The sequence below is a fragment of the Paenibacillus tyrphae genome (assembly GCF_024158745.1).
GTDB classification, from domain to species: domain Bacteria; phylum Bacillota; class Bacilli; order Paenibacillales; family NBRC-103111; genus Paenibacillus_G; species Paenibacillus_G tyrfis_A.
Window position 1 is genome coordinate 63,869 of the sequence record NZ_JAMZAW010000025.1, and the last position, 22,031, is coordinate 85,899.

The 22,031-nt window shown below is 49.1% G+C and carries 18 protein-coding genes, 2 pseudogenes and 1 riboswitch; of the genes and pseudogenes, 8 read left to right on the top strand and 12 right to left on the bottom strand.

The window, feature by feature from the left end:
• Positions 1 to 791 precede the first annotated feature (791 nt).
• The gene (locus NI000_RS29405; RefSeq protein ID WP_253414915.1) at positions 792 to 1,574 is read left to right on the top strand and encodes a DUF3238 domain-containing protein; all 783 of its coding nucleotides are present in this window, start codon (positions 792 to 794) and stop codon (positions 1,572 to 1,574) included.
• Between the two features lie 290 nt (positions 1,575 to 1,864).
• Positions 1,865 to 2,193, top strand: a pseudogene (locus NI000_RS37340) (transposase); the annotation flags it as partial.
• A gap of 338 nt (positions 2,194 to 2,531) precedes the next feature.
• Here the strand turns inward: NI000_RS37340 and NI000_RS29415 are convergent.
• Both NI000_RS29415 and NI000_RS29420 read right to left on the bottom strand, forming a co-directional pair.
• Entirely contained in the window at positions 2,532 to 2,711 is a 180-nt protein-coding gene (locus NI000_RS29415) for a YvrJ family protein (RefSeq protein ID WP_253414916.1), read from the bottom strand.
• Positions 2,712 to 2,716: 5 nt separating this feature from the next.
• Positions 2,717 to 2,953 (bottom strand): helix-turn-helix domain-containing protein, encoded by a 237-nt coding sequence (locus NI000_RS29420; RefSeq protein WP_253414917.1) that lies wholly within the window; start codon positions 2,951 to 2,953, stop codon positions 2,717 to 2,719.
• Positions 2,954 to 3,747: 794 nt separating this feature from the next.
• Between NI000_RS29420 and NI000_RS29425 the strand changes: the two genes are divergently transcribed.
• A complete protein-coding gene (locus NI000_RS29425) occupies positions 3,748 to 4,764 on the top strand; it encodes a hypothetical protein (RefSeq protein WP_253414918.1) in 1,017 nt (338 codons plus the stop codon).
• 221 nt (positions 4,765 to 4,985) lie between these two features.
• Here the strand turns inward: NI000_RS29425 and NI000_RS29430 are convergent, their stop codons facing one another.
• Positions 4,986 to 5,402, bottom strand: coding sequence for a hypothetical protein (locus NI000_RS29430; RefSeq protein WP_253414919.1), 417 nt, complete (start codon positions 5,400 to 5,402; stop codon positions 4,986 to 4,988).
• A gap of 31 nt (positions 5,403 to 5,433) precedes the next feature.
• A pseudogene (locus NI000_RS37345) lies at positions 5,434 to 5,630 on the bottom strand (transposase); the annotation flags it as partial.
• A gap of 2 nt (positions 5,631 to 5,632) precedes the next feature.
• Between NI000_RS37345 and NI000_RS29435 the strand changes: the two are divergent.
• The 3 genes from NI000_RS29435 (at position 5,633) to NI000_RS29445 (ending at position 7,198) form a co-directional block, all read left to right on the top strand.
• Positions 5,633 to 5,779: an aspartyl-phosphate phosphatase Spo0E family protein gene (locus tag NI000_RS29435; RefSeq protein WP_253414920.1), complete on the top strand. Its 147-nt coding sequence runs from the start codon at positions 5,633 to 5,635 to the stop codon at positions 5,777 to 5,779.
• 162 nt (positions 5,780 to 5,941) lie between these two features.
• Entirely contained in the window at positions 5,942 to 6,382 is a 441-nt protein-coding gene (locus NI000_RS29440; RefSeq protein ID WP_253414921.1) for a DUF6843 domain-containing protein, read from the top strand.
• 222 nt (positions 6,383 to 6,604) lie between these two features.
• On the top strand, positions 6,605 to 7,198 hold the full coding sequence (locus tag NI000_RS29445; RefSeq protein ID WP_253414922.1) for a DUF3238 domain-containing protein: 594 nt from the start codon (positions 6,605 to 6,607) through the stop codon (positions 7,196 to 7,198).
• 79 nt (positions 7,199 to 7,277) lie between these two features.
• Here NI000_RS29445 and NI000_RS29450 read toward each other — a convergent pair whose 3' ends face one another.
• The gene (locus tag NI000_RS29450; protein ID WP_253414923.1) at positions 7,278 to 7,502 is read right to left on the bottom strand and encodes a hypothetical protein; all 225 of its coding nucleotides are present in this window, start codon (positions 7,500 to 7,502) and stop codon (positions 7,278 to 7,280) included.
• Between the two features lie 82 nt (positions 7,503 to 7,584).
• On the bottom strand, positions 7,585 to 8,925 hold the full coding sequence (locus NI000_RS29455) for an aminotransferase-like domain-containing protein (protein WP_253414924.1): 1,341 nt from the start codon (positions 8,923 to 8,925) through the stop codon (positions 7,585 to 7,587).
• A 157-nt stretch (positions 8,926 to 9,082) separates the two neighbouring features.
• Here NI000_RS29455 and NI000_RS29460 point away from each other — a divergent pair, with 157 nt between their 5' ends.
• Positions 9,083 to 10,030 carry a DMT family transporter gene (locus NI000_RS29460; RefSeq protein WP_253414925.1) on the top strand — a complete coding sequence of 316 codons (948 nt, stop codon included), beginning with the start codon at positions 9,083 to 9,085 and terminating at the stop codon, positions 10,028 to 10,030.
• A 61-nt stretch (positions 10,031 to 10,091) separates the two neighbouring features.
• Here NI000_RS29460 and NI000_RS29465 read toward each other — a convergent pair whose 3' ends face one another.
• From NI000_RS29465 to NI000_RS29485, 5 genes are all read right to left on the bottom strand, one after another.
• Complete coding sequence (locus NI000_RS29465; RefSeq protein WP_253414926.1) at positions 10,092 to 11,267, bottom strand: KamA family radical SAM protein; 1,176 nt, start codon at positions 11,265 to 11,267, stop codon at positions 10,092 to 10,094.
• A gap of 219 nt (positions 11,268 to 11,486) precedes the next feature.
• Positions 11,487 to 11,625, bottom strand: a riboswitch (cyclic di-AMP (ydaO/yuaA leader).
• Between the two features lie 59 nt (positions 11,626 to 11,684).
• Entirely contained in the window at positions 11,685 to 12,899 is a 1,215-nt protein-coding gene (locus NI000_RS29470) for an MFS transporter (protein ID WP_253414927.1), read from the bottom strand.
• A 41-nt stretch (positions 12,900 to 12,940) separates the two neighbouring features.
• Positions 12,941 to 14,701: an ABC transporter ATP-binding protein gene (locus NI000_RS29475; protein ID WP_253414928.1), complete on the bottom strand. Its 1,761-nt coding sequence runs from the start codon at positions 14,699 to 14,701 to the stop codon at positions 12,941 to 12,943.
• A 61-nt stretch (positions 14,702 to 14,762) separates the two neighbouring features.
• Entirely contained in the window at positions 14,763 to 15,317 is a 555-nt protein-coding gene (locus NI000_RS29480; protein ID WP_253414929.1) for a MarR family winged helix-turn-helix transcriptional regulator, read from the bottom strand.
• Between the two features lie 159 nt (positions 15,318 to 15,476).
• Positions 15,477 to 16,214: an MBL fold metallo-hydrolase gene (locus NI000_RS29485; protein WP_253414964.1), complete on the bottom strand. Its 738-nt coding sequence runs from the start codon at positions 16,212 to 16,214 to the stop codon at positions 15,477 to 15,479.
• A gap of 354 nt (positions 16,215 to 16,568) precedes the next feature.
• Here NI000_RS29485 and NI000_RS29490 point away from each other — a divergent pair, with 354 nt between their 5' ends.
• Positions 16,569 to 17,192 (top strand): ester cyclase, encoded by a 624-nt coding sequence (locus NI000_RS29490; protein WP_253414930.1) that lies wholly within the window; start codon positions 16,569 to 16,571, stop codon positions 17,190 to 17,192.
• 70 nt (positions 17,193 to 17,262) lie between these two features.
• On the opposite strand, the gene NI000_RS29500 is transcribed toward NI000_RS29490, so the two are convergent.
• On the bottom strand, positions 17,263 to 21,912 hold the full coding sequence (locus tag NI000_RS29500) for a helix-turn-helix transcriptional regulator (RefSeq protein ID WP_301292756.1): 4,650 nt from the start codon (positions 21,910 to 21,912) through the stop codon (positions 17,263 to 17,265).
• Between the last annotated feature and the right edge of the window lie 119 nt (positions 21,913 to 22,031).

A 22,031-nucleotide genomic window follows, 5' to 3' on the forward strand; every position in this document is an offset into this window, starting at 1 on the left:
TATCGGGGTGCTAGTTTAAAGTAGTCATGCATGATATCATTCGCTGTAATCTCTGGTGACGGGGTCATCACACGCTCAAAGCCATACTCTGAAATCAGCATCAGCGTAGCACCAACTGACCCCATGAATAGAGGGATTATAAAACCTAGAAAAGCACATAAAATCCAATATACCCATAGACGAACGTTCCTGAATGCCTGGAAGTAACCTGAAATACCAGAAATAACGGAGACAGGAAAAAGGGATGTCGCAAAAAACCATAACCATCCCCCAAACGACGCTCCCCCTTACGACATGCCGCCAGCCGCGAAATCCCCGAGGAAAGAAATGATAAAACTCAAAAAAAACATAGTCACCAAACCGTAAATAAGACCTACTAACGTAGAGCGCATTTTAATACAAATGGTTGATCCCTCCCAAGTAAATCAATCTTAATATTAACATTATTTCTCAATAAACTACACATTTCACATATTATCAAATATCATTCATTATTGGGTCGCGATCTCTTTATTATTTTAAGCGTCTTTCGCTTCTTACGCTGAATGTTAATTACTTGACCCAGCAGATTTGACCTATTCTAAGATTATTCGATGTCGTGGCATAAATGACCGAGATTCCTTTCACTGATCGGACATTATTAAAAAGTTTAACGTTCGGTTGTAGAAAACTAATCCTGATTACCTATATGGGTGAAGGTGATTGATATCAACATAGCATTTAAGGGTGGACGACCTTTATGTTATGCGCCCTTATCATTCATCTTATAATCCCGATAGGAGATGATATAAATGGCAAGTATTATGGAATTGCGTGTAACAGCGTTTATCCCTGAAGATTGGTTATACGTTACTGCTGATCCTTATAACAATTATTATGGTGAAGGAAACAACCGTGATTTTACCTACTGGACGGAAAATAATATTAAACTCTTTAAAATGGCTCAACATGTTGTAATCAATTGGAATACTTCCACAATTAACGTATACAAAGCGGTGGGACCAACTAGAACGAAAATTCTAAATAGGGCAACCGGACAGGAATTTATTAAAGACTATCCGTTGACAAGTGACGCGAATATCACGTATAACAATACAGTTTTAACCCCAACGTCTGCGTCCTTATCTATCAGAGGTTCGGCTGGAAATTCTGCTTTGCCGGAACTTTCTCCTGCGATTGACTGGGAATACAACATTTCTGTTGATAGAAATACTGGAAGTGTAACGTTTAATGGAAGACACGATGGTTTCCCGAATCATGAGATTTATAAACGAATTGATGGAGGGACTCCGGTAGAACTTTACAGATTCTATAAGAAGACACTTGGACATTTGGTTGATCCAATGGATATTGAAGTAGTTTCACAAAATAAAGTTGAGAGAATGAAAAGAGTCCCCGCCAGTCGATTAAACTGGTCAGGGACTCTTTCATTTGCAACTTATACAGCATATATTGGTTCAATAAAATGCCTTCTTGATCCGCTTAGTCGGAGGAGAATCTTTTCGCTGAAATCATTCCTGCGGCTCCGGGGTCGGATCGCCGTATTCCAGTTTATTTTTGGATGTGGGTTTTAAGAACGTCCTGTAGCTTCCGGTACGCTTCGTCCCATGTGCTGCCCGATGTGAGGCAGCCGTCCAACTCTTTCACGTTAGCCCAAAAGTATTCTTTCCCTTCATCCTCGACATGACGAATTTGGAACGTATACGGCAAGGCCAGATGTAAGCAAGGTCCTTTTGATTTTTCATAAATTCGGCTAAAATAGAAGTGAGGAAAAGGGGAGGAAATTGCTCCCCACGGGAATTATTTCCCTATCCTTTCGAGCGCGTCCAATACCGCATGTGGGTTAACTGGGTTTTCGCGCTTCTACAAGGATCAAAAAAAGATCACCGCTGATCTGAAGCCAATTTACAAGGCTGCAACGGAGGAAGCTAGTTGAATTGGATCGGTTTGAGGACGTGTGAGGAGAGATCCGTAAACTGATCTATACGACCAGCATGCTCGAAAGCTACCATCGGCAACTTCGCAAGGTAACCAAGGGTAACAGTATTTTCCCTTCGGACGAAGTCTCTCTCAAGATGCTGTATTTAGCCACGATGGATATCACCCGTAAATGGACAGGACGTGTTCAGGGGGCAAATGCTCCTTCAGCTCTCCGTCTTCTTCCCTGACCGGATCGGTCACTATATATGTTAGCATTGTTTCAAGAGAGTTTTACACAAAAAACTGGAGAGACTCTTCGGTTATATTTTTATTGCAATAGGGGCAATATGTACTGTCCTTTTATTATCATGTATGTTTTGGAATTTCTTTTAAAAAAACTCTCCTTACAGTTGAAAGGAATTTTCAAACTGTAAGGAGAGTTTTTTCGATTATAAGCTAGTAATCTGCCTTCATTCTAACCCCGCTTGATGGATTAAAAGCAGCCCTACTTGCCCGCTTTAATGAAAAAAATTTCTCTTTTTTTACAGTCATCTTCAGTGTCTGTCAATCCTCGAACCCGGTGTAGTTAAATCCTCTCCAAAGAGAATTACTTAAACTTTACCTTCTCTCCGGCTGATTTCTTCACGCTTAAATTTTAACAATTCTTGTATTGTTTCATTTAAACGATCCATTTTCTTTTCAAAACGCAGGAGAAGATAACCTGTTATAACAATAGGGAAACCTAAATTACCCACTGCAGTTGAAAAAATGGTTAATACTTCTTGATCCAAGTAGCTCACTCCTTCTTTTTCAGAGAGTTATTGCAAGGTAGAATAGTCTCTAGAAACCTTAGTTTTATTGTTTGTATTGCATCTTGTTCAGGCATAAAGATAAATTTAGCCAAATTTTTTATTTCATCTTCGAAAATTTCTAAAATTTTTTGGATACTATCTTTATCTCCTTTTTTCGCTTTATCTAATATTTGTGAGAAATCATCTTCTGATAGATCATACTTAAACCTCTCTTTTTCCATTTATTCACCGCCTGTTGCGTCATATTAAGTTCTAAAGCAACCACTTTTTCTGTCTTATCTTCGATATAGATTTTCTTAATAACACGCCGAGCATTATCGGAAGGAATAAGACCTACAAGTTCTTCAACATAAAGCTTTGAAAGTAGATCCGTTTGATTTTTAAATGACGAGTATAGAACATTGTCTGGGGCAATTGTAATTTCTTTCTTTCTTTGACATTTAGCCCGATATTGTAGTCTCCAAGCAATTCTTTTCAACATTTGCAAACATTCATTATATTCTCTGCCATGAACCATACTACCACCTCACCCTAATATCAAAATTTGAGGGATCTAAAAATATAGGCACTTTTATTATTACAATAACAACCATTTTTTTAATATATATACAACATAGGAACATTTGTTCCCATTTTTTTATATTTTATCATATTGGTGGATATAAATCTTATAATTAATACGCGTTAGACCATATCGTTGTGTCACAATATTCTCAATTTTCTAAAATTTGATAAAAAATGCCTATTCAAAAGTAGATTTATCTGCTTTGAATAAGCACTTTACTTGCCACCTTATACTGTTTTTTTAATGAAAATGGGGAAATACAAAGAACTCTCGAAAAGAGTTAGTCTTATCCTCTTGTAAAAAATCTTGCTAAGTCGTACTTAACACTATCAAATCTCCTTTATTAGTGAAAAGGAAGTTATACGACTATGTCTTAACGACTTTGGGTGGTCCTGAGGACATTCATCACTTCCTTAATTTCCCTGGTTTTTTAAAAAGGAGAGGATTTAAATGGCGAAGATTGTACTAAATGAATTTAGTCCTACTTTTTCGTTTGCGAGTTGGGATCGAGAACCTTCTATTGCAACAGGTTCTGTAAGTGCTTCTTTCTCTGGGGGTTTCTTGTTCTACTCAAATAACCCTGAATCGGTCACTCCTCCTGCTATTGCTGATTCAGGGTGCTGGTTAAATCGACAACAAGTTTCTGGTAATGGACAGATTTATACATGGCATCAGAATGATACGGGAAACAGTATCACATCTGCTATCACCATTTATAATCCTAACAATTTTACCATCAATGTAAATTCCTCTAATTGGGGACAAACAAGCCAAAAAGATGCCTCAGATTCTAACGCATGGATAAACTACCTAAACGAGTATTCGCCAATTTCTATTACAATCGGCTCTTACGGTTATGGGACCATTTTTAACTTTAAAGTGGCTCCAGGTCACAATTTTGGCGTAGTTGCAAGGATAAATATAACCAGTACGTTGGGCTATGCTGCCGATGCTGTTATATTTGATTTAGCGTACCAATATGATTCATCTGCAACTTCGAAATTTGCAGAGCTAATTGGTGATAAAGAATGTGGGTTGGGATACGGATATTATAATATTCTAGATTTCGGCACGATCGATGGTGATAGCTCGATCGGTAGATACCATAGATTTGGGTATTATGGTGATGATTCTGGAGGAAATGATCTTGTAACCATTTCGGGGGGTAACTCCCATGGAAAAATCGAATGCTCGTACGGACAGCAACTTGTTGTACGTTTATCGATCAGAAATCCATATAGTTATCGTCGTACCTTTAGAGTCTCGCTTGGTTCTAGGGGCGGAGCCGTAATTCCTGTAGTTAATGGCTATGGGGGTATAGGTTCTAAAGGTTGGGTATCCGCTTATAACGCTGTGGACTTGATAGAGATTGATATTGATAGCGGCAGTACCGAACCTGTTGAATTTACCTTAATGATTTGTGCAATTAGTGCTGCTCCCCTATATCTTGGTGCACGAGTAGTTTAATGAACACCCCAAAAAAGCGTAAGGTCTACCTTTACGCTTTTTTGGGGGATATTAAAAGACGTCTACCTCTGCTACTTTCAATCAAAGTGCCGACTTCCATGAACTACCTACCTGCCTGCGAGACAACGCATCAGTGGCGTAAAATTGTGCGTTAAGGCAGGAGGCTTTTGATCCAACCCACATATGTTGAGGTTAGTCTCTTTTTAAGTAATTTCTAACGCCTACGATTTATTTTCAATATAGGTCAGCAAAGCTTGCATTCCTTTAAGCCAAAGAGCCAAAAAAGGGGTCGTAACTGGTAGTACCATTAAGGCATATTGGGGTGCTAGTTTAAAGTAATCGTGCATGATATCATTCGCTGACGAGTACATCACACGATCAAAGCCATACTCTAAAATCAGCATCAATGCAGCACCAACTGACCCCATGAATAGGGGAATTAGAAAACCTAAAAAAGCACATAAAATCCAATATACCCATAGACGAACCTTCCTGAAAGCCTGAAAGTAGCCTGAAATACCAGCAATAATGGAGACAGGGATAATGGATGTAAGAAAATACCATAATCCTCCCCCAAACGATATGCCACCAGCCGCAATATTCGCGAATAAAGTAATGATAAAACTCAAAAAAAACATAGTGACCCAACCATAAACAAGACCTATTACCGCGCAGAAGACGCGAGGTGTCCGCAGGTTCTTTCTGCATATGATCCGGCAGGACCGGCCGCTTTCCGGATCGCTCCCCGATGACCAGTTCACGTGCTTTCCAAGGCGTATGATCCCTCGTATTCGATCGTCACTTCTATCATGTCCGCAGGGTCATAGACCACCTGAACGGTTCCGCCCGACGAACAGGATGCCGACCTATGAAGATTGAGAAGCTAAGGGCCGAATTGAACGCCTTGTCCAAGAAAGAGCTTTCCGATCCCGAAGTCCTCGCGGCCAGTAAGAGATTAGACGATGCCCTGAACGAAAATGAAATGATAAAACAATCCCCCAATAGCGGAAGCTAGTGGGAAGTATGTCACTCTCTGTCTTGCCTGACAAGGCCCGAGCGGAACGGGCCGAAACCTACCGACTCCGGCCGGGATGGTCGCAAGAGTCCCGTATTCTTGTGAAATCCTGTAAACTCATGGTATTATTTTGATAAAAAGAATATTGGTGGGTGATTATAAATGTTTAAAAAAATATATGTACTTTATCTTATAGTCTTTATTGCAATAACAATTTTTGGATTTATTATCGCAAATTACGGAATTAATAATCAGGATAAACATGTTTATGTATTACCTAACGGTTATACGGGATGGGTTAAGATTGTATACGATCAAAAAGATAGCCCTCCACTTATTCGTGAGGGAAGTGATTACGTCAATTTAATTCCTGCCAATGGTATTTTGCGTACATCCAATCCTTCAACATCGGGCGTAATGGAGATCTATTACCTTGATGAACAAGGTAACCGCAATAAGCTTGCATCCGATATGATTCAATCCCGGAGCGCAAAAGTTGTAGAAGTTCAGCGCTCAGATGGTACCTTTGAAGATCAATCCGTGTATCTTTTTTTCATTGGCACAAAAGAACAATGGAAAGAAGAAATGCTCAGAAACCCATAATAATTTCAAAGTTCTTGTAGTTCATACCCCTTCCGGCTCGAACGGTTAGGGTTTTTTTATTTTTTTACACAACAACATAACATATGGTTGTAAACAATTCAGCGTAATTACCTTTAATAGTGAAGGTAGAATGATCTATCACAATGCTTAGGGTAGGACGGCCCTTGGCATTGTGCGTCCAGTTATCTATCTTCTAAGTTACCAAAAGGAGATGACTTATAAATGGCAAATATCGTAGAGGTTCGTATTACAGCGTTTATTCCAGACGCTTGGATTCAATTTATGCAAACATCCGCTGTGGAAATTTTGTATAATGGTAATAATCGTGGTTTCGACTATTACACGGAAAACAACGACCATAAATGGAAGTTGGCTTCTCATCTAGTCGTTAATTTTAACAATGGTAGCGTGACACACTACCCTGGTGTAGGGCCAACAACTGAGAGGACGGTCGATAAAAAGACCGGACAAATTCTTCGTGAGATCACAGATAGAGCTTCTTCTAACGGTATTCAATTAAATTACAAAACATGGGGCCCGAATAACGAGTATGTGGATATTCACGTTAAAGCTGCCGTAAATATTCCTACATTCAACCCGTCGCCGGATATTGATTGGGAATACGATATCAGAGTATACCGGGATGGCCGCGTAAAGGTACTTGGAAAACATGACGCTTATCCTGCTCACGAAATTTGGAAACGTGTAGATTCTGGCTCCCCCGTATCTATCCATCAGTATGACCCAAGATGGACCGGAGAAACTGTTTATACCGGTTTATTAAAATTTAACCAATCGGTAGATACTACAGTGTGAAAAAACAGAAGAAATAAATGCAATGAGAAATCCCACCGAAGCTAGTCTTTTATCGGTGGGATTTTCACTGTTCTACTTGTCAACATTCATTATTCATTTTGAACAATTCGATCATTTCAAGTTTCATACTTTGCAAAGCATCTTCGCGCGGAATCTGGATGTACCGACTTAGCTTGAGCATGTCTTTTTCGAAAAAGTTCAGAAGCTCTAACATCGCGTCGCGCAGTCCAATATACGGAACAGGATCGCCGTGCAACCCATTAGCAAAAATCTCAAAGTGCAAATGCAAATCGGTACTCAACATACTGGCCCGGGCGGCCCAGTCCGCTCCCCCGCTTCCTGCCGGGAGGTCCCCCCTCCTGGCAGGATCCCCTTCCCCAATCGCTCTACCACCCGCTCCCCCGCCGCACCTCCTCAACTATAGCCCGGACCCCTTCGTCGATCCGCTCCCGCTGCGCCCGCGAAACGCTGATGCGGATAAACTTCTCCCGCTCCGCGTAATCCGCCAAATAAAACGGCTTGCCGGAAACGACGTTGACCTTCCTCTCTGCGAGGCGCTTCATCAGACGCTCGATATTGACCGTCCGCGGCAGCTTGAACTGGACATAGACGCCCGAACGGACGTCCGCGGCTTCGATCAGCCCCGCTTCGTTATGCCGCCGCAACGCCTCGTTCAACTTGCGCATCCGCTCCTCGTACAAGCCGTATATTTTGTGCTTGTGCCGCTCGTACATGCCGTTCTTGATGTAAATTTCGAGCGCCGCCTGGGAGAGCAGCGAGGTGTCGGGGTAATTTTTGTACTTATGGTACGTCTTCAGCAGCCGCTCCGGCAGCACGACGGCTCCGAGCCTCAGGCCGGGAAAAATGATTTTGGAGAAGCTCTTCAAATAAACGACGTGCGAGCTCCGGTCATAAGCGTGAATCGGGTCGAACCGCTCGGCGCCGAGGTCCGCCATATAATCGTCCTCCACGACGTACACGTCGTATTTGCCAGCCAGCCGGGCGATCGCCTTCCGCTCCTCCGCGCTGTACGAGGTGCCGAGCGGATTGTGGTATCTCGACATCGTGTAAAAAAATTTAATTCCGCCGCTGCGGAACCGCTCCTCCAGCTCCTGCAAATCGATCCCCTTCGCCGTCCGCGCGATGCCGCGAACCGGAATGCCCTCTGCCTCCAAAAAGCGCAAATACAAATCGTAGCTCGGCTGCTCGACCAGAACGGTCGTCTTTCCGTTCGGAAACGGCATCTTTGCCAAAATTTCCAGCGCCTGCTGCACGCCCGAGCTAACGAGAATCCGATCTGCCTTGGCAAACACCTGATCGCCGGCCAAATGGGAAACGAGCGTCTGGCGCAGCGTTTCCAGCCCGTGCGAATCGCCGTAGGTAAACAGATAGTATTTGTACGTATCGATGGCCTTGTTCAGGCAATGCTGGAAATCCAAATACGGAAACACGTCCAAATCCGGCGACGCCGAAGCAAAATCGATCGTTTCGCTGACCGTGCCGCTGCGCCAATCTCCCGACTTCTCGACTACGTAATAGCCGCTCTGCGGGACCGAATAGATCGCGTGGCGCTTTTCCAGCTCGGCATACGCCCGGATAATCGTGCTGACGCTGCAGCCGTACTCCTCCGCGGCGCTGCGGACGGACGGCAGCTTCCGACCGGGACCGAAGTGCCCCTCCCGGATTTTATGCTCCATATCGGATAAGATCGAGACATACTTTTTCATCACGCGCCTCCTTGTTACCCACATTATACACGAATCCGATCGACTGTATCGGTACAGTTGCAGCAAAATGACATTGTCCGGCTTCCCCATTGGCCTTACCTTATAAGTAACGGGTTAGCGAACGTGCACCCGACTGTCCAGGAAAGAAGGTTGTCCCATGAACCAAAAAGGAATAAAGCTTGCTTATGTATTCGCCATACTGAATGCGGCGATCATCGGATTCTCGTTTCTGTTTACCAAAATCGCGCTCGAAGAGGCCCAGCCGCTCGACACGCTAACGTTTCGTTTCGCCGCGTCGTTTGCGGTCATGTCGATTCCGGTCGCACTGGGCTGGGTTAAGCTGACCTACCGCGGCAAGCCGCTGTGGAAGGCGCTGCTGCTGGCAACCATGTACCCGCTCGGCTTCTTTACGCTGCAAGCGTTCGGGCTGCAGCACGCCACCTCGGCCGAGGGCGGCATTCTGTACGCGTTCACCCCGGTCGTGACGATGGTGCTCGCCTCCGTATTTTTGAAAGAAGCGACGACCGTTCTGCAGAAGCTGTCGATTTTCCTGTCGGTCTTCGGCGTCGTCTTCATCTTCGTCATGAAAGGAAGCCGCATCGACTTGGCGAACATGACCGGAATTTTCCTGCTGTTCCTGACGTGCGTCGCTTTTGCCGGATACAGCGTGCTGGCCCGTTCGCTTTCGAAGCAGTTCAGCCCTGCGGAAATCACTTATTTTATGCTCGGCGTCGGCTTCGTCGTGTTTCTGATCGTTTCGCTTGCCAGCCACGCGTCCGCGGGGACGCTTGACCAATTCGTCGCGCCGCTGGCTAGCGGGACCTTTCTTGTCTCGATCTTTTATTTGGGCGTCGTGTCCTCGCTTGCTACCGCCCTGATGGCCAACTATATTTTATCCAAGATGGAAGCTTCGAAAATGAGCGTATTCAGCAATCTGGCGACCATCGTCTCGATCGCGTCCGGGGCTCTGTTTCTCGGGGAAGAGGTGACGGTGTACCATCTGATCGGGTCGGTCATGATTATTGCGGGGGTTATCGGCACGAACCTCTTGGGACGGAAAAAGACGGCTCCGCAAGGTATTCAAGCGAAGCGCGCGGAAGCATGAAGCGATGTGCAAAAAACAGCCAGCCCCCTGATTTTCCAGAGGATTGGCTGTTTTCGCTAGTTTAACTTGAGATCGCCCGTCGAACCGCGGGAACCTCGGGCAGCTCGTTCACGGAAACGATGGCGTCCGTCTTTTTCACCGGTTTATGCCAGTACCGCTCGTTCCCCGGCAAATCGTCGAACCAGGCGGCCTCCTCCGGACAATCCAGCACCATAAATTTACCGTACTCCCCGTCCCGGGATTGATGGTACTTCAAGTAAGCCTTTCCATTCTCGATCGCCAAAATCTCGATTTTACCGGACGTATGGCTCATCGATAGACGTACTCTTTTTCCCAGGCCGGAGGTTAAAGCTTTCGCTTGCTCGACAATAGCGTACACCTGCTTCAAAGGCAGGACAAACTCGCTGTTGCCGGCCACCGGACGATTGACGAAGAAATAGTAAGGCGTAACGCCGGCCCAGGAAAGCTTGTCCAGAAGCTCGCCCAATACTGCGGGATCGTCGTTAATCCCCTTCAGCACCGGCGTCTGGTTCACGACGATAGCCCCGGCGCGATGCAGCGCCTCGAACCCTCTTTTGGCCTCTTCCGTGATTTCACGGGGATGATTGATGTGCGCCATGACATAGATGCGCTTATCTGCGGAGGAGAAGGACCGAATGAGATCCAGCAGCGCTTCGTCTTCATAGATGCGCATCGGATTGAACACGGGCAGCTTGGAGCCAAGCCGGATGATCTTCACGTGCTCGATGGCCCGCAGCTTGCTTAATATGTTGCCCAAGCGTGCCGTCGACAGGATCAGACTGTCCCCACCGGTCAGGAGCACATTGTTAATTTCGGGATGCTGGGCAATGTAAGCGATTCCCTCTTCGACATCGGACATCGCTTCTTTCACATCGTTGCGGAATAACCGCTTGCGGAAGCAGTACCTGCAGTAAGCGCCGCATACTTCCGATACGAGCAGCAAGGCCGTCGTCCGGTATTTATGCTGGCAGCCGGGAACGACATAATTCGTATCCTCGTCGGAAGCGTCCCACCGGCCGTATTCCAGCAGCTCACCCTCGTTCGGGATGACAAGTTTTTTAATCGGATCGTTCGGATCGTTCCAATTAATGAGGCTCAAGTAATAATCATTCACTCGAAACACGAATTTCTCCGTAATGGGCTTAAGCTTCTCCCGCTCCTGAAGCGGGATTTGGGGAATCTTATCCATATCGGTGATATATTTCGGCTGTGGCATGGCTTTTACCCTCCTTGTCATGGATGTAACTACACCAGCAGTACCGCAGGACACCTCCTTGTTCCCTTTTTCCGCAGATGGGCGAATAAAGCAAAAAGACCCGTACAGCAGCGCATCCCTGGGCACAACGTGCCGCAGCTTGGCTGACTGTCGCGGGTCTATCCCTATACGAAGACCCGCATCACGGGTCATTCATGCCATAAAATTTGCACGAAAGCATGGACCCATCTACTGCTGACGAGGTTAGCTGACGGACTCGGGAAAGATGGTTCCCTACGCGCACAAGGCGATTCGCCCCACAAAAATGGTTCCCCCGCTTTCCAACTCGGAGAAGTTGGAAATTAAGCGTAATTTCATGATACACAACGCAAGTTTAGTTCGTCAACCGTTCGGAACGGATCGGGAAATATTTCTTCCTTAGTTCCTGACTGCCGCCGGTTCCTCGGGTGTCTCCCGGTGAATGAGCAATGCGGCCAGCAAGCCGATGCCCAGAATAAGCGCCAGCAGCACAAAGGTCAGTGCATAGCTGCCGGTTTCCATAAAACGAATGGAGAGAATGGGCCCGAGGCTCGTTCCGGCGAAGAGAATAAACGTGTAGACCGAAACCGCAATCCCGCGCGATTTGCCTCCCAATTGGCCGACGAGCGAAACCAGTGCCGGCACGGAGAGCGCAATGCCCGCCACAAAGACCAAGCTCAGCATAACCAGCAGCGGCAGGCTGGACATCAGCCCCAACGAAGCGAGGCCCGCCATTGCCAGCAGCAGTCCGCCGCGCAGAACGGCACGAACGCCGAACCGTTTGGTCAAGCGCCCGGACAAAGGAGACAGAAGCATGCCGATTACGCCGATGGAACGCACATACAAAATTTCCTGCTTCGTCAGCCCGAAGTCCGGTCCGCTCAAGTAGCTGCCTAACACCGTGTACATGCTGACAAACGACATGAGCAGCACCAGAGCGATAGCATAGCTGAGAATAAGATTTTTCTGCGAAAACACACTGCCGATTTGCTTCAAAGGCTCCCAGATGTTGGCGTTTGCCTGTTGAATTTCCCCTTTCGGCAGGAATCGGACAACGAGAAACGCAGTCACGACATAGGCACCTGCGAGAACATAAAATACCGCGTTCCACCCGTATTGCTGGCTGATTAAACCGCTGACGACCTGCCCTACGATTCCGGCAACCAGGAAACCCGTGCTGATAAACCCGATCGTCGTCACCCGCTTTTCCGCGGGGAACATTTCCACCGCATAAGCTAGGGCCACCGGCGAGAACGTAGCTGCCGCAGCGCCTTGCAAGCCCCTCAGCACAATGATCCAGAAGAAGCTGTCGATCACGCCGAGCAGCAAGGAGATGAGCGTCAATGCCATGAGTCCGATCACGATGACCTTTTTGCGGCCGTATTTGTCCGACAACGCGCCATAGATCAGGCAGCCGATCGCAAAACCGAGAGAAAATACGCTTCCCGCAGCCGCGGCTTGGGTCGGCGTAATGCCAAACAGATCGGCGAACAAAGAGATCAGCGGAATGGTGACGTACAGGCTGGACATCACTGCCATACCGGACCAGCACAGCACCGCCGTCATCAAAGAATAGTTTCGCTTAGGAAGGGATGAATTGGCCAATTGCAACATAAAGCACCTCTTTCGAATTTTGAATTTCAAATAAATTAGGATCAAGCCGTCTCGATGGCCGTTTGCGGAAACTGCATATCGTACAAGGTCTTGTATCTGCCCGAACGCCGAAGCAAGGCTTCATGCGTGCCTGTTTCCACGACCTGTCCTTTCTCCAAAACCACAATCCGGTCCGCATGCTGAATCGTGGACAGGCGGTGCGCGATGACCAGGCAGGTGCGCCCGGGAAGCAGCCGGGAAAGCGCCTTTTGAATCAACTGCTCGGATTCCGTGTCGAGCGCCGCGGTCGCTTCATCCAAAATGATCAAGCGCGGATTTTTCAGCAGCGCCCGGGCAATCGACAGCCGCTGCTTCTGCCCGCCCGACAGCTTGACGCCCCTTTCCCCGATCAACGTATCGTATCCGCGGGGAAAAGCCTTGATAAACTCCTGCGCATTCGCCGCTCTCGCCGCCGCTTCGATCTCTTCGGGAGACGCGTCCGGCTTGCCGTAGGCGATATTGTCCCGGATGCTGCCGTTCAGCAGGATCACATCCTGGGATACGATGCCGATTTGCCGGCGAAGCGACTCAAGTGTGACTTCGTCCAGCGGATAACCGTCGATGAAGATCACCCCTTTCTGCACATCGTATAAACGGGCGATCAAATGGGCGACGGTCGATTTTCCCGAGCCGGACGAGCCGACCAGCGCCGTCACTTGGTTGGCGCGGATTCTCAAATGAAAATTTTGCAGAACCGGCACGTTCGCTTCATACGCGAAATCCACGTCATCGAAGAAAATATCCCCTTGGATCGCCGGCAAAGCGATCGCGTTGTCTTTGTTACGAATCTCCGGCACAGTCTTCAACACTTCGTGAATTCGTTCGTAGGCCGCGGCCGATTGTTGAATTCGGCTCACCATGCGGCTGAAGGACCGAATCGGACCCTGCAATAGACGCAGGTAAGCGAGGAAAGCCACGATGTCGCCGACGGTAAGCCTTCCGCGCATCGCCTGCCAAGCCCCGAACAGCAGCACGATGACCATTCCGATGGAATTCAGCACGTCGATGATCGGAGAGAACAAAGCCGACAGCCGTGAAGCCGCCACTGTAGCGTTCCGGTTCTGCTCGCTCCACCCGGCGAACCTCTGTGCCTCCTCGTGCTCGTTAGCGAAGGATTTGATCATGCGAATTCCGGACAACGTATCCTGAAGATGATTGCTCAGTTCCGCAGAGGACTGGCGTACCGTCCGATAAGCCGACTTGATGCGGCCGCTGAAAAACCGCGACGTATAGAACAGGAAGGGGAACGTGCTCATCAGCAGAAGCGCCAGCTCCCAATCGACATAAAGTAAATAACCGCAAACCGCGATAAAGGTGAAAAAATCGGCCGCGATGGATAACGTATCGGCAGACACCAATTCCTGCAGCTGGTTGACATCGCCGGTGAGTCTGGTCATGAGATCGCCGGTACGATTGCGCTCGAAAAACTTCAAGTCCAGGCTCAAGGTATGCCGGTACAGCTTATTCCGCAGCCGTAGAATGGCCCTTTGGCTAACAAGCGTCATCATATAGCTGCTGCAAAAGCGAAAAGCTCCCAACAATAACGCAGCACCGAGAATGCAACCTCCCATCTCAAGCAGCGCATCGTATCGCCGGTTGGGTATGAGCTGATCGATGACGACTTTGGTGAATTGAGGAATCCAAAACTCAAGAACGGAAATCCCGACAATCGCTGCGCCAGCAAGCGAGATCAATGGCCATTGCCCGCTCGCATGTGCAAGCAGCTCCTTGAACATTTCCGCAAACTGTTTTCGCCCCTTCATGGCATCACCCGAATTTCTCTTTCAATATAGTAAGACTATCTAACTATTATTCTAAAAAAAATTATCTCCCTACGCCCACCTTTTTCTCGATGCTCTGATACAGCTTGCTCAGAATCTTCTCAAACACCTTGCGTTCCTCGGCATCCAAATCGTCGAGCAGCGAGGCGCAGGTCGACCAAAAGGTCGGCAGTACTTGGTTCACCAAGGCCCGGCCTTCCGGCGTAATGCGGACATGAATCATGCGGCGATCCTTGGCGCTTTGTTCGCGGGAAACCCAGCCGCGCTTTTCCAGCCAATCCAGTAGAGCCGTGACGGAAGCCCGGCGGATTCCAAGCCGGTCTGCGATGGCGGAAGGCGTAATAAGCTCTCTGCCTTCATGCAGCATAAGCAGCAATAACATATCCAGCTTGCTCTCGGTAATGCCAAAAGGAGCTAAATCGACGTCCATCACGTCGAGGATGTTGTCGCTAAGCCACAGCATGACCAATCCCATGCGAATCGATTTGCGGTCCGCATCTTGAGCTGTCGTTTTGTCCATAAGCTCCAAATAAGGGTCGATGCCCAGCGCAGGCAGCTGTTGATCCGCTGTACATTCATTCGCCGTTTTTCTTTCCATGCCCTCACCTTTCACCGTTGCTTTCCAAATAGTTAGATTATCTAACTATGACTATAGCTTATTTTGCACGGTACTGCAAGCCTTAATCTTCGGGCCATGTCACTGCGGCGTTGTTCGCCGTCGTCTTTACGCGCCGGGAAGTCGGGGCGCATGGCCCCGCTAAGACGTATATTCGTGAACGAGCTGCCGCAGCGCCTGCTTCGCATCGCCATGGAAGCTTCCCCCATGATAGCAAATAAGCCGCTCCACGTCGTAATCAAGCAATCGCCGCACGGAACGGACGGCCTCCTCCAAATCTAACGTGAATTGCGGATTCGCAATGTCCAGCTTCCCCTGCTCGATGACGACGGCGTCCCCGGCGATCAGCGTCCGGCTCGCGGGAAGATACAGCGAAATATGCCCGGGCATATGACCGGGCGTATGCACGATCTCGATCCCGCCGCACCATGGCAGCCGCTCCCGATCGGCGACCGTCCGATCGACGGCAGCCGGCTCGATCGACTGCAGGAAGCGAATAAACTGCTCCGCTTGCGGCTTCGCTTCTTCCGGCAAGACGTCGAGCGTCGATTCGGCCTGCTCCAGCCTGAGCGACTTCTTCGTCCCTGCAATATAGGGCGCTTCCACCTCGTGGGCGATAATCTCGATCCGCGGAAAAGCCCGCTTCAACGCGGCCAGCGGACCCATATGGTCCATATCGTGATGTGTCACAATCAGCTTGGTGATCGAAGCGAGCCGCAAGCCGCAGCGGATGACCGCTTGTTCAAGAAGAGGCACAAAATCCGGATACCCGCAGTCGACGAGAATGACATCTTCTTCGTCTTGAAGCAGCACCGGGGTAATCGTTTGCTTTTGTCCGCCGTATTCAAACTCGATATCGAGCAAATGACAATGGTTCATACCTACCTCCAGATTCAGCATTTTTGCGTTCTCCTTTGGCCGACAACGCAGGTTTATCTTACCAGATCGTCCTTTTCGTTGTCACTTCTTCTTGTCGTCACGGCAATATAAATCCCCCGATAACCCAGTCATATCACATTAATTCATTTTAGGAAACTATATGAAATTAATATCACTACTTCCCTAAATGAAGTTTATGTATATATAATATCGCTGTAGAGTCAGTCACTTTTTTCACAAGTAAGGAGGTACTTCTATGAGCTGTAATGCTCCATCGATTACAGTCTCATCCGCTGCGGCTGCTTGATTCGCGATTCACCGTTACACATCAATTTATGATTTGGAGGAAATATCATGTTAGCACCAAAAAAATCAATTCCATCGATCGCAGGTATGGCGATCATCCTCGGGACCGTGCTGCTGACGGCGGCGTGCGGGAACATTTCGAAACCGGCCGATTATGAAGCGAAAGCCGCCGAAACGCCGGCCAAAAAAGACATTCAGCTGTTGAAGGATCTCCCTCAGCCGGCTTCGATGACGATCGACCCGTCGTTGGATGCCAAAGAAGCTACGGCGATGGTGCAAACCGCTCAGCGCTTCTACGCGTTCTGGAACACCGGCAATGAGGAGTTCCTTTCGCAAGCGGTCGCATCCGGCTTTACCGACAACTCGCTGCCCAAGGGACGGCCTCAAGGGCCGGATGGCTTGTCCTTCGCCTCCCGCAATTTTCGTAAAGCCGTTCCCGACTTGCAGTGCAAAATTGAAGATTTATTGGTCGTCGGAGACAAAGTAACCGCCCGTCTTTCCTTCACCGGCACGCATAAAGGCGAGTTCTTGGGCAAAACCCCGACCGGCAAGCCTATTCAGTTCATGGCGATCGATGTGCTGCGCATCAAGGACGGGAAGCTCGTTGAAGATTGGCACTTGGAAGACAATTTAACGCTCATGCAGCAGCTTGGCGTCGTGCCCGAAAATTAATGCAAAAAGACTGGGAAATCCGCCGGCGGTAAGCCGAGGGATTTCCCAGTCTTTATAAGTTCGAACCGACTCAATCGAGCAATTGAAGCTCCTTCGCTTGCGCGATCGCTTTGGTTCGCCGGTTGACCTTGAGCTTCGTGAAAATATTTTTCACATGAACCTTCACCGTACCGACCGCCACAACTAACTGCTCCGCAATCTCTTTATTCGATAATCCCGTAGCCAGTAAAGCGAGCACTTCCATCTCGCGCTCCGTAAGAGGTTCCTCCATCGCGTTCGGCGTTCTTGGACTCTCCTTCCCATTCTCCGGCTCGCTGTCGAATTGACCCAGCGACCGCAGCAGCTCGCAAATATATAAGCTTTGCGCGGCCATGGCATGAAAGATGCTGATCCGTTCCGGGGAAAACACGCCTGCCACAAGCGTATTTTCAAGATAAAGCACCCCAATCGACGCTCCGTGAACGGTCACCGGCATGCATAATGCGGATTTGGGCCGATGCTTCAGCAGGTACGGATTGTGCAGCAGCCAGCTGTCCTCCGTCCCGGTATAATGGACCGATTCCTTCGTTCTGGAGACATAACGCGCAATACCGCCGGGCAATAGCTCGTTATCCTCCAACGGTGTAAGCGTACCGTAGATGTTCACTTCGTCATCCGCATAGACCCGGACATACAGCTCGCCGTGCGATTCCGTAAGCAGCGTGCCTTTTTGCGCTCCGGCATATTTCATCAAGGTGCTCATAATTTCCACCAGGACAGCGTCCAAATCCATCTTATCCGCGATAGCCTGTGTCGCTTTGAGAATGGCGACCAGATCCATACGCTCCGCGGCCTGAGCCTCCTGGCGGATGCCGAAGCCACGCGGTGCAGCATCCGCTGCCGTAGGACTGCTGAAGAACGGCTGCTCGTCGGACAGTAAGCTTTTGGCCTTCCCGGCGCCGCGCAGCGCGTGAAGCCGCTCCTCCAATGACTGAGCCTTTACACGGATTCCCCATTGCTTATAGCCTTCCACGGCAGCCTGCCAATAAAAGCAGGCGATCTTCGCTCTTCCCCGACTCGCGTAATAATTGGCAGCCAATTCATAGGCTACGCTCTCCATTTGGATATTCCCCTGCTCCTTGGCTTCCCGAATCGCTTTGTCATACATCGCCTCGGCTGCCGCGTAACGTTTTGCGACTTTGGCCCATTCCGCTTCAATTAGACATAGCTTCGACAAGAAATTGTCCGGACTCCATCCTACCCAGGTTTTAAATCGGCGGACAATTCGTTTCACACGTTTCACCCTGTTGTTCCCGCTTCGCGGCATACCGGGATCGGACAGCAGCGCAAGCGCCTCATAGAACAAACATTCCGGCAGATGAGGCAGATGGGTGGCGTACGCGGCGAATTTCTCTGCTTGCTGCGCCCACTGCGCGGCTTCGTCGAACTTGCCGTTGAAGTAGCATAATTGCGTCTTGTACGTATTGTATTGAAACAAAGTCGTCGAGAAGGTCTCCTCGGAATAAATGTGCTTCAAGAACCGTTCTTCTTCAAAATCCTTATCGTTAAACGAACAGGGCCCTGCCGTTTCCCCTTGCAGCGCCAATATAAATTGCCGGTACAGGTGAAAATTTTGCAGCACAAACTCATCCTTCGTTTCCGCCAGCACGGCCAAATATTCGGTAATCTTCTTGGACAACTCGTCTAGCGGAGCTCTCGTATACAAGGAATTGATATGCGCGCCCATCGAATAGCTCGAATACACGTAATCGCCCGACTCCATGCCGAATCGGAGCGCTTTTTCCAAATATACGTCTCCTTCGTCCGCGTTCCCTACGAACTGGCAGAGCACCCCTCCGAAAATCATATGCGTGATCCCTTTAATCGAAGTCACATTGTAGCGCTCGGACAACTCCAGACCGACCTTGGCCATCTCGTAGCCTTTCTCATACCTCCCTAGCGCAATTCCCAAAAACATACCGTACATCGAGTAAATGGCGCCGGAAACAGCGGTATTCCCGTACTTCAACAACAATCGTATCGCTTGGCATAGGAGCAGAAAAAACACGTTTTTATTGGTAAAAAAAGTAGAAGCCATGATCGCAAAAATCATATGGATCGCAGCCACTCGGTCTTTATCCGTCATTTCCGGCAGGAAAGCAAGCCGTTTATCGTGGCGCCGGAGCCATAGCTCCACCCGCAAAAGCTCCGAAAAAACGGCGGCCTTCGAAGGGACGGGCGCGATGTCGATCCGGAACTCTTTCAAGCCCTGCAAGCCGAGAACCGTAGCTTCTTGATATTTGCCCAAGTTAATGCACTGCGTGATCCGAATCATCCATACTCTGGCCCGTTCGATGGGATTGCGCGTTTGAAGCAGCAGCTGGCCGACCAACCGTTCCGTATCCTCATGGTTCCCGCACAAATATTCGCATTCAGCCCGCTCCACATGCAGCTCGAAGCACAACGCATAATGCCGGTCCCAATCCCCGGCACCGAGCAAGGCTGCCCCTTTTCTAAAGAAAATCAACGCAATATCAAAGGCTGTGGACGCCTTGGCCCGTTTCCCGGCAACGAGATTCATCTCCATCAACTGAACCGCTTCTTGCCGGTCTTCGATGACACCCGAACCGATATTGAGATGGTGGACAGCCGTGAAAAAATCTTCGGACTGCTCGCCGTCCAGTTCTCTCAACCATCTGCCGATCGAAAGATGCGTACGCTGCCGCGTTTCGTCATCCATCCGGTTGTATAACATTTTCTGGAAGTTATCGTGCAGAAACCGATAGCGGTCCGGACTTGACGACGCAATTAAGCCTTCATCGAGAGCCGAAGATAACACCGAACCAACGGTCTCCACCGGCCGCCCCGAAACTTTCGCAATAAAAGAAGCGTGAAACTCGCTGCCCGTGCATGCCGCAATCCGCAGCAGCTCTTGAGCCTCGCCGGAGATCCGAAGCAGCTTATGCTCCATCAGCTCATGAACCGTAAAGAACGGCTGCCGTTCGATAATTTGCCCCAAGCTCCAGTGCCAGCGCCTGTCCTCTTGGCTGTAGCTCAAGAGCCTGTCATCTTGAAAACGTTGGAACATTTGTTTGAGGTGAAACGGATTGCCTTCGGACTCGTGATACAGCACTTCGGTGAGAGGCATGGCTTCATCGGTATCGCAGTTTAGCGCGTCCATCACAATCGGATTCATTTGTTCCAAGGTCAACGCGCGCAGAGGGATATGGCGGACCGCGACCTCTTCGGTAACGCTTCCGTCCTCCTCATACCCTGGAAGCTTCTTCGGCCCCGGGTCTGCGTCGCGATAAGCGCCGACAAACATCAAGTACTGGCTTTCCGGGTCGCACAGAAGCGAATGAATCAACTGCAGCGACGAGGTATCGGCCCACTGCAGGTCGTCAATAAACAGGACAAGCGGATGCTCTTTCGAGGCCAGAGCTTGAACGAATTTGCGAAATGCATAAATAAACCGCTTTTTGGCTTCATCCGGGGGCAGCTCTTCGGCGGCTGCGAAATCGCCAATCAGCAGCTTGACTTCGGGAATGATCGCGGCAATGATCGCTTCGTTTGAGCTTAAAGCGTCGCGAAGCTTGCTTCGCCATGCTTCGACCCGATCCGAGCTTTCTCCCAGCAGATGGCGCAGCAGCCCGCGGAAAGCATGAATAATCGGGTAATACGGGCTTTCCTTGGAAATTTGCTCGAACTTCCCCGTGATATAGAACGTCTCACGCAAGTGCGTTTTCTGCCGGAGAAACACTTCTTCCAACAGACTCGTTTTTCCAATTCCCGCCGGACCCGAGACATACACAATTTCCGTCGAGCCGAAGCAGGTCGATTGGAAAGCTTGGGACAGCAGCGAAATCTCGTCTTCCCTGCCGTAAAGCACGTCTTTCATCCTAAACGGCTCGTACATCTCTCCGATTTTGTTCAGATCGGCGATTAAAGCATCGCAATGAGGATAGCGGTTTTCTGCGTTTTTTTCCAGCAGCTTCATCACGATAGCAATAACCGTCGAATCCACGGTCTGACTCGGATGGATGAGCGGCAGCGGCGCTTGCGCCAAATGGGCGTGAATCCACTCCAGCGGCTCTGCAGCCTTATACGGCAATTGCCCCGTCAGCATCTCGTAAAATAGGACCCCTAACGCGTACAGATCGCTTCGTTCGTCAACCTGCGCCTGCATTCTGCCGGTATGCTCAGGGGAAATGTACGGAAGCCGGTCGATGAAAACGTGCAAGTCATCTGGACGAAGCGGATTGTCCATGACCATGTGTTGAGCGTGGCCTAAGCCGGTCAGAGACAGGTCCAGCGTATCCGGATGAATCAAGATATGGTCCGGCCGCAAATCCAGATGAAGAATCTGCCGGCGATGAAGCTCCTTGACGATGGCGGCGATTGCGCCGGCCAGTTGAACAAAGGTACCTTGATCGAGGCCGCTGCTCCTGCTCAAGTACTCCCTTAAGGAGATTCTCCCGTCGTCCGCGAGCACCAGAGCGAGCGAGCTCCCGAATGTACGCAAAGTAATCGGCTTCACGATACCGTCCAGTTGTAAACTTTCGGTGATCTCGAATTCATGACGAAGAAAGCCTTTCTCGGCTGCACCGCCTTCTTCGCTTTTGGCCGTTCGGATAAGTACAGGGTTCAATGGATCGTAATCTACTAGAATCCCCCGGTACAGCCTCATGCGACTGTCTTCACTCACTATGTCCATCACTTGGAATTCCAGATTAGGATTCATGTCCTACACCCCTAGCGTACTCCTTGATAAACCTTATTTTAGAAACCTCCACAGAAGCAAGTCAACCCCTCGTTTGCCGAAAGGCAGGGGGAAGGGCGCGTTTTCCAAACGCATAAAAA

Excerpts from the sequence above, each read along its gene's own strand:
- NI000_RS29450 (WP_253414923.1), bottom strand. The coding sequence starts at position 7,502 with ATGTTGAGTACCGATTTGCATTTGCACTTTGAGATTTTTGCTAATGGG.
- NI000_RS29485 (WP_253414964.1), bottom strand. The coding sequence starts at position 16,214 with ATGAACCATTGTCATTTGCTCGATATCGAGTTTGAATACGGCGGACAA.
- NI000_RS29480 (WP_253414929.1), bottom strand. The coding sequence starts at position 15,317 with ATGGAAAGAAAAACGGCGAATGAATGTACAGCGGATCAACAGCTGCCT.
- NI000_RS29425 (WP_253414918.1), top strand. The coding sequence starts at position 3,748 with ATGGCGAAGATTGTACTAAATGAATTTAGTCCTACTTTTTCGTTTGCG.
- NI000_RS29445 (WP_253414922.1), top strand. The coding sequence starts at position 6,605 with ATGGCAAATATCGTAGAGGTTCGTATTACAGCGTTTATTCCAGACGCT.
- NI000_RS29500 (WP_301292756.1), bottom strand. The coding sequence starts at position 21,912 with ATGAATCCTAATCTGGAATTCCAAGTGATGGACATAGTGAGTGAAGAC.
- NI000_RS29460 (WP_253414925.1), top strand. The coding sequence starts at position 9,083 with ATGAACCAAAAAGGAATAAAGCTTGCTTATGTATTCGCCATACTGAAT.
- NI000_RS29430 (WP_253414919.1), bottom strand. The coding sequence starts at position 5,402 with ATGTTTTTTTTGAGTTTTATCATTACTTTATTCGCGAATATTGCGGCT.
- NI000_RS29435 (WP_253414920.1), top strand. The coding sequence starts at position 5,633 with ATGAAGATTGAGAAGCTAAGGGCCGAATTGAACGCCTTGTCCAAGAAA.
- NI000_RS29440 (WP_253414921.1), top strand. The coding sequence starts at position 5,942 with ATGTTTAAAAAAATATATGTACTTTATCTTATAGTCTTTATTGCAATA.
- NI000_RS29465 (WP_253414926.1), bottom strand. The coding sequence starts at position 11,267 with ATGCCACAGCCGAAATATATCACCGATATGGATAAGATTCCCCAAATC.
- NI000_RS29455 (WP_253414924.1), bottom strand. The coding sequence starts at position 8,925 with ATGAAAAAGTATGTCTCGATCTTATCCGATATGGAGCATAAAATCCGG.
- NI000_RS29470 (WP_253414927.1), bottom strand. The coding sequence starts at position 12,899 with ATGTTGCAATTGGCCAATTCATCCCTTCCTAAGCGAAACTATTCTTTG.
- NI000_RS29420 (WP_253414917.1), bottom strand. The coding sequence starts at position 2,953 with ATGGAAAAAGAGAGGTTTAAGTATGATCTATCAGAAGATGATTTCTCA.
- NI000_RS29405 (WP_253414915.1), top strand. The coding sequence starts at position 792 with ATGGCAAGTATTATGGAATTGCGTGTAACAGCGTTTATCCCTGAAGAT.
- NI000_RS29490 (WP_253414930.1), top strand. The coding sequence starts at position 16,569 with ATGTTAGCACCAAAAAAATCAATTCCATCGATCGCAGGTATGGCGATC.
- NI000_RS29475 (WP_253414928.1), bottom strand. The coding sequence starts at position 14,701 with ATGAAGGGGCGAAAACAGTTTGCGGAAATGTTCAAGGAGCTGCTTGCA.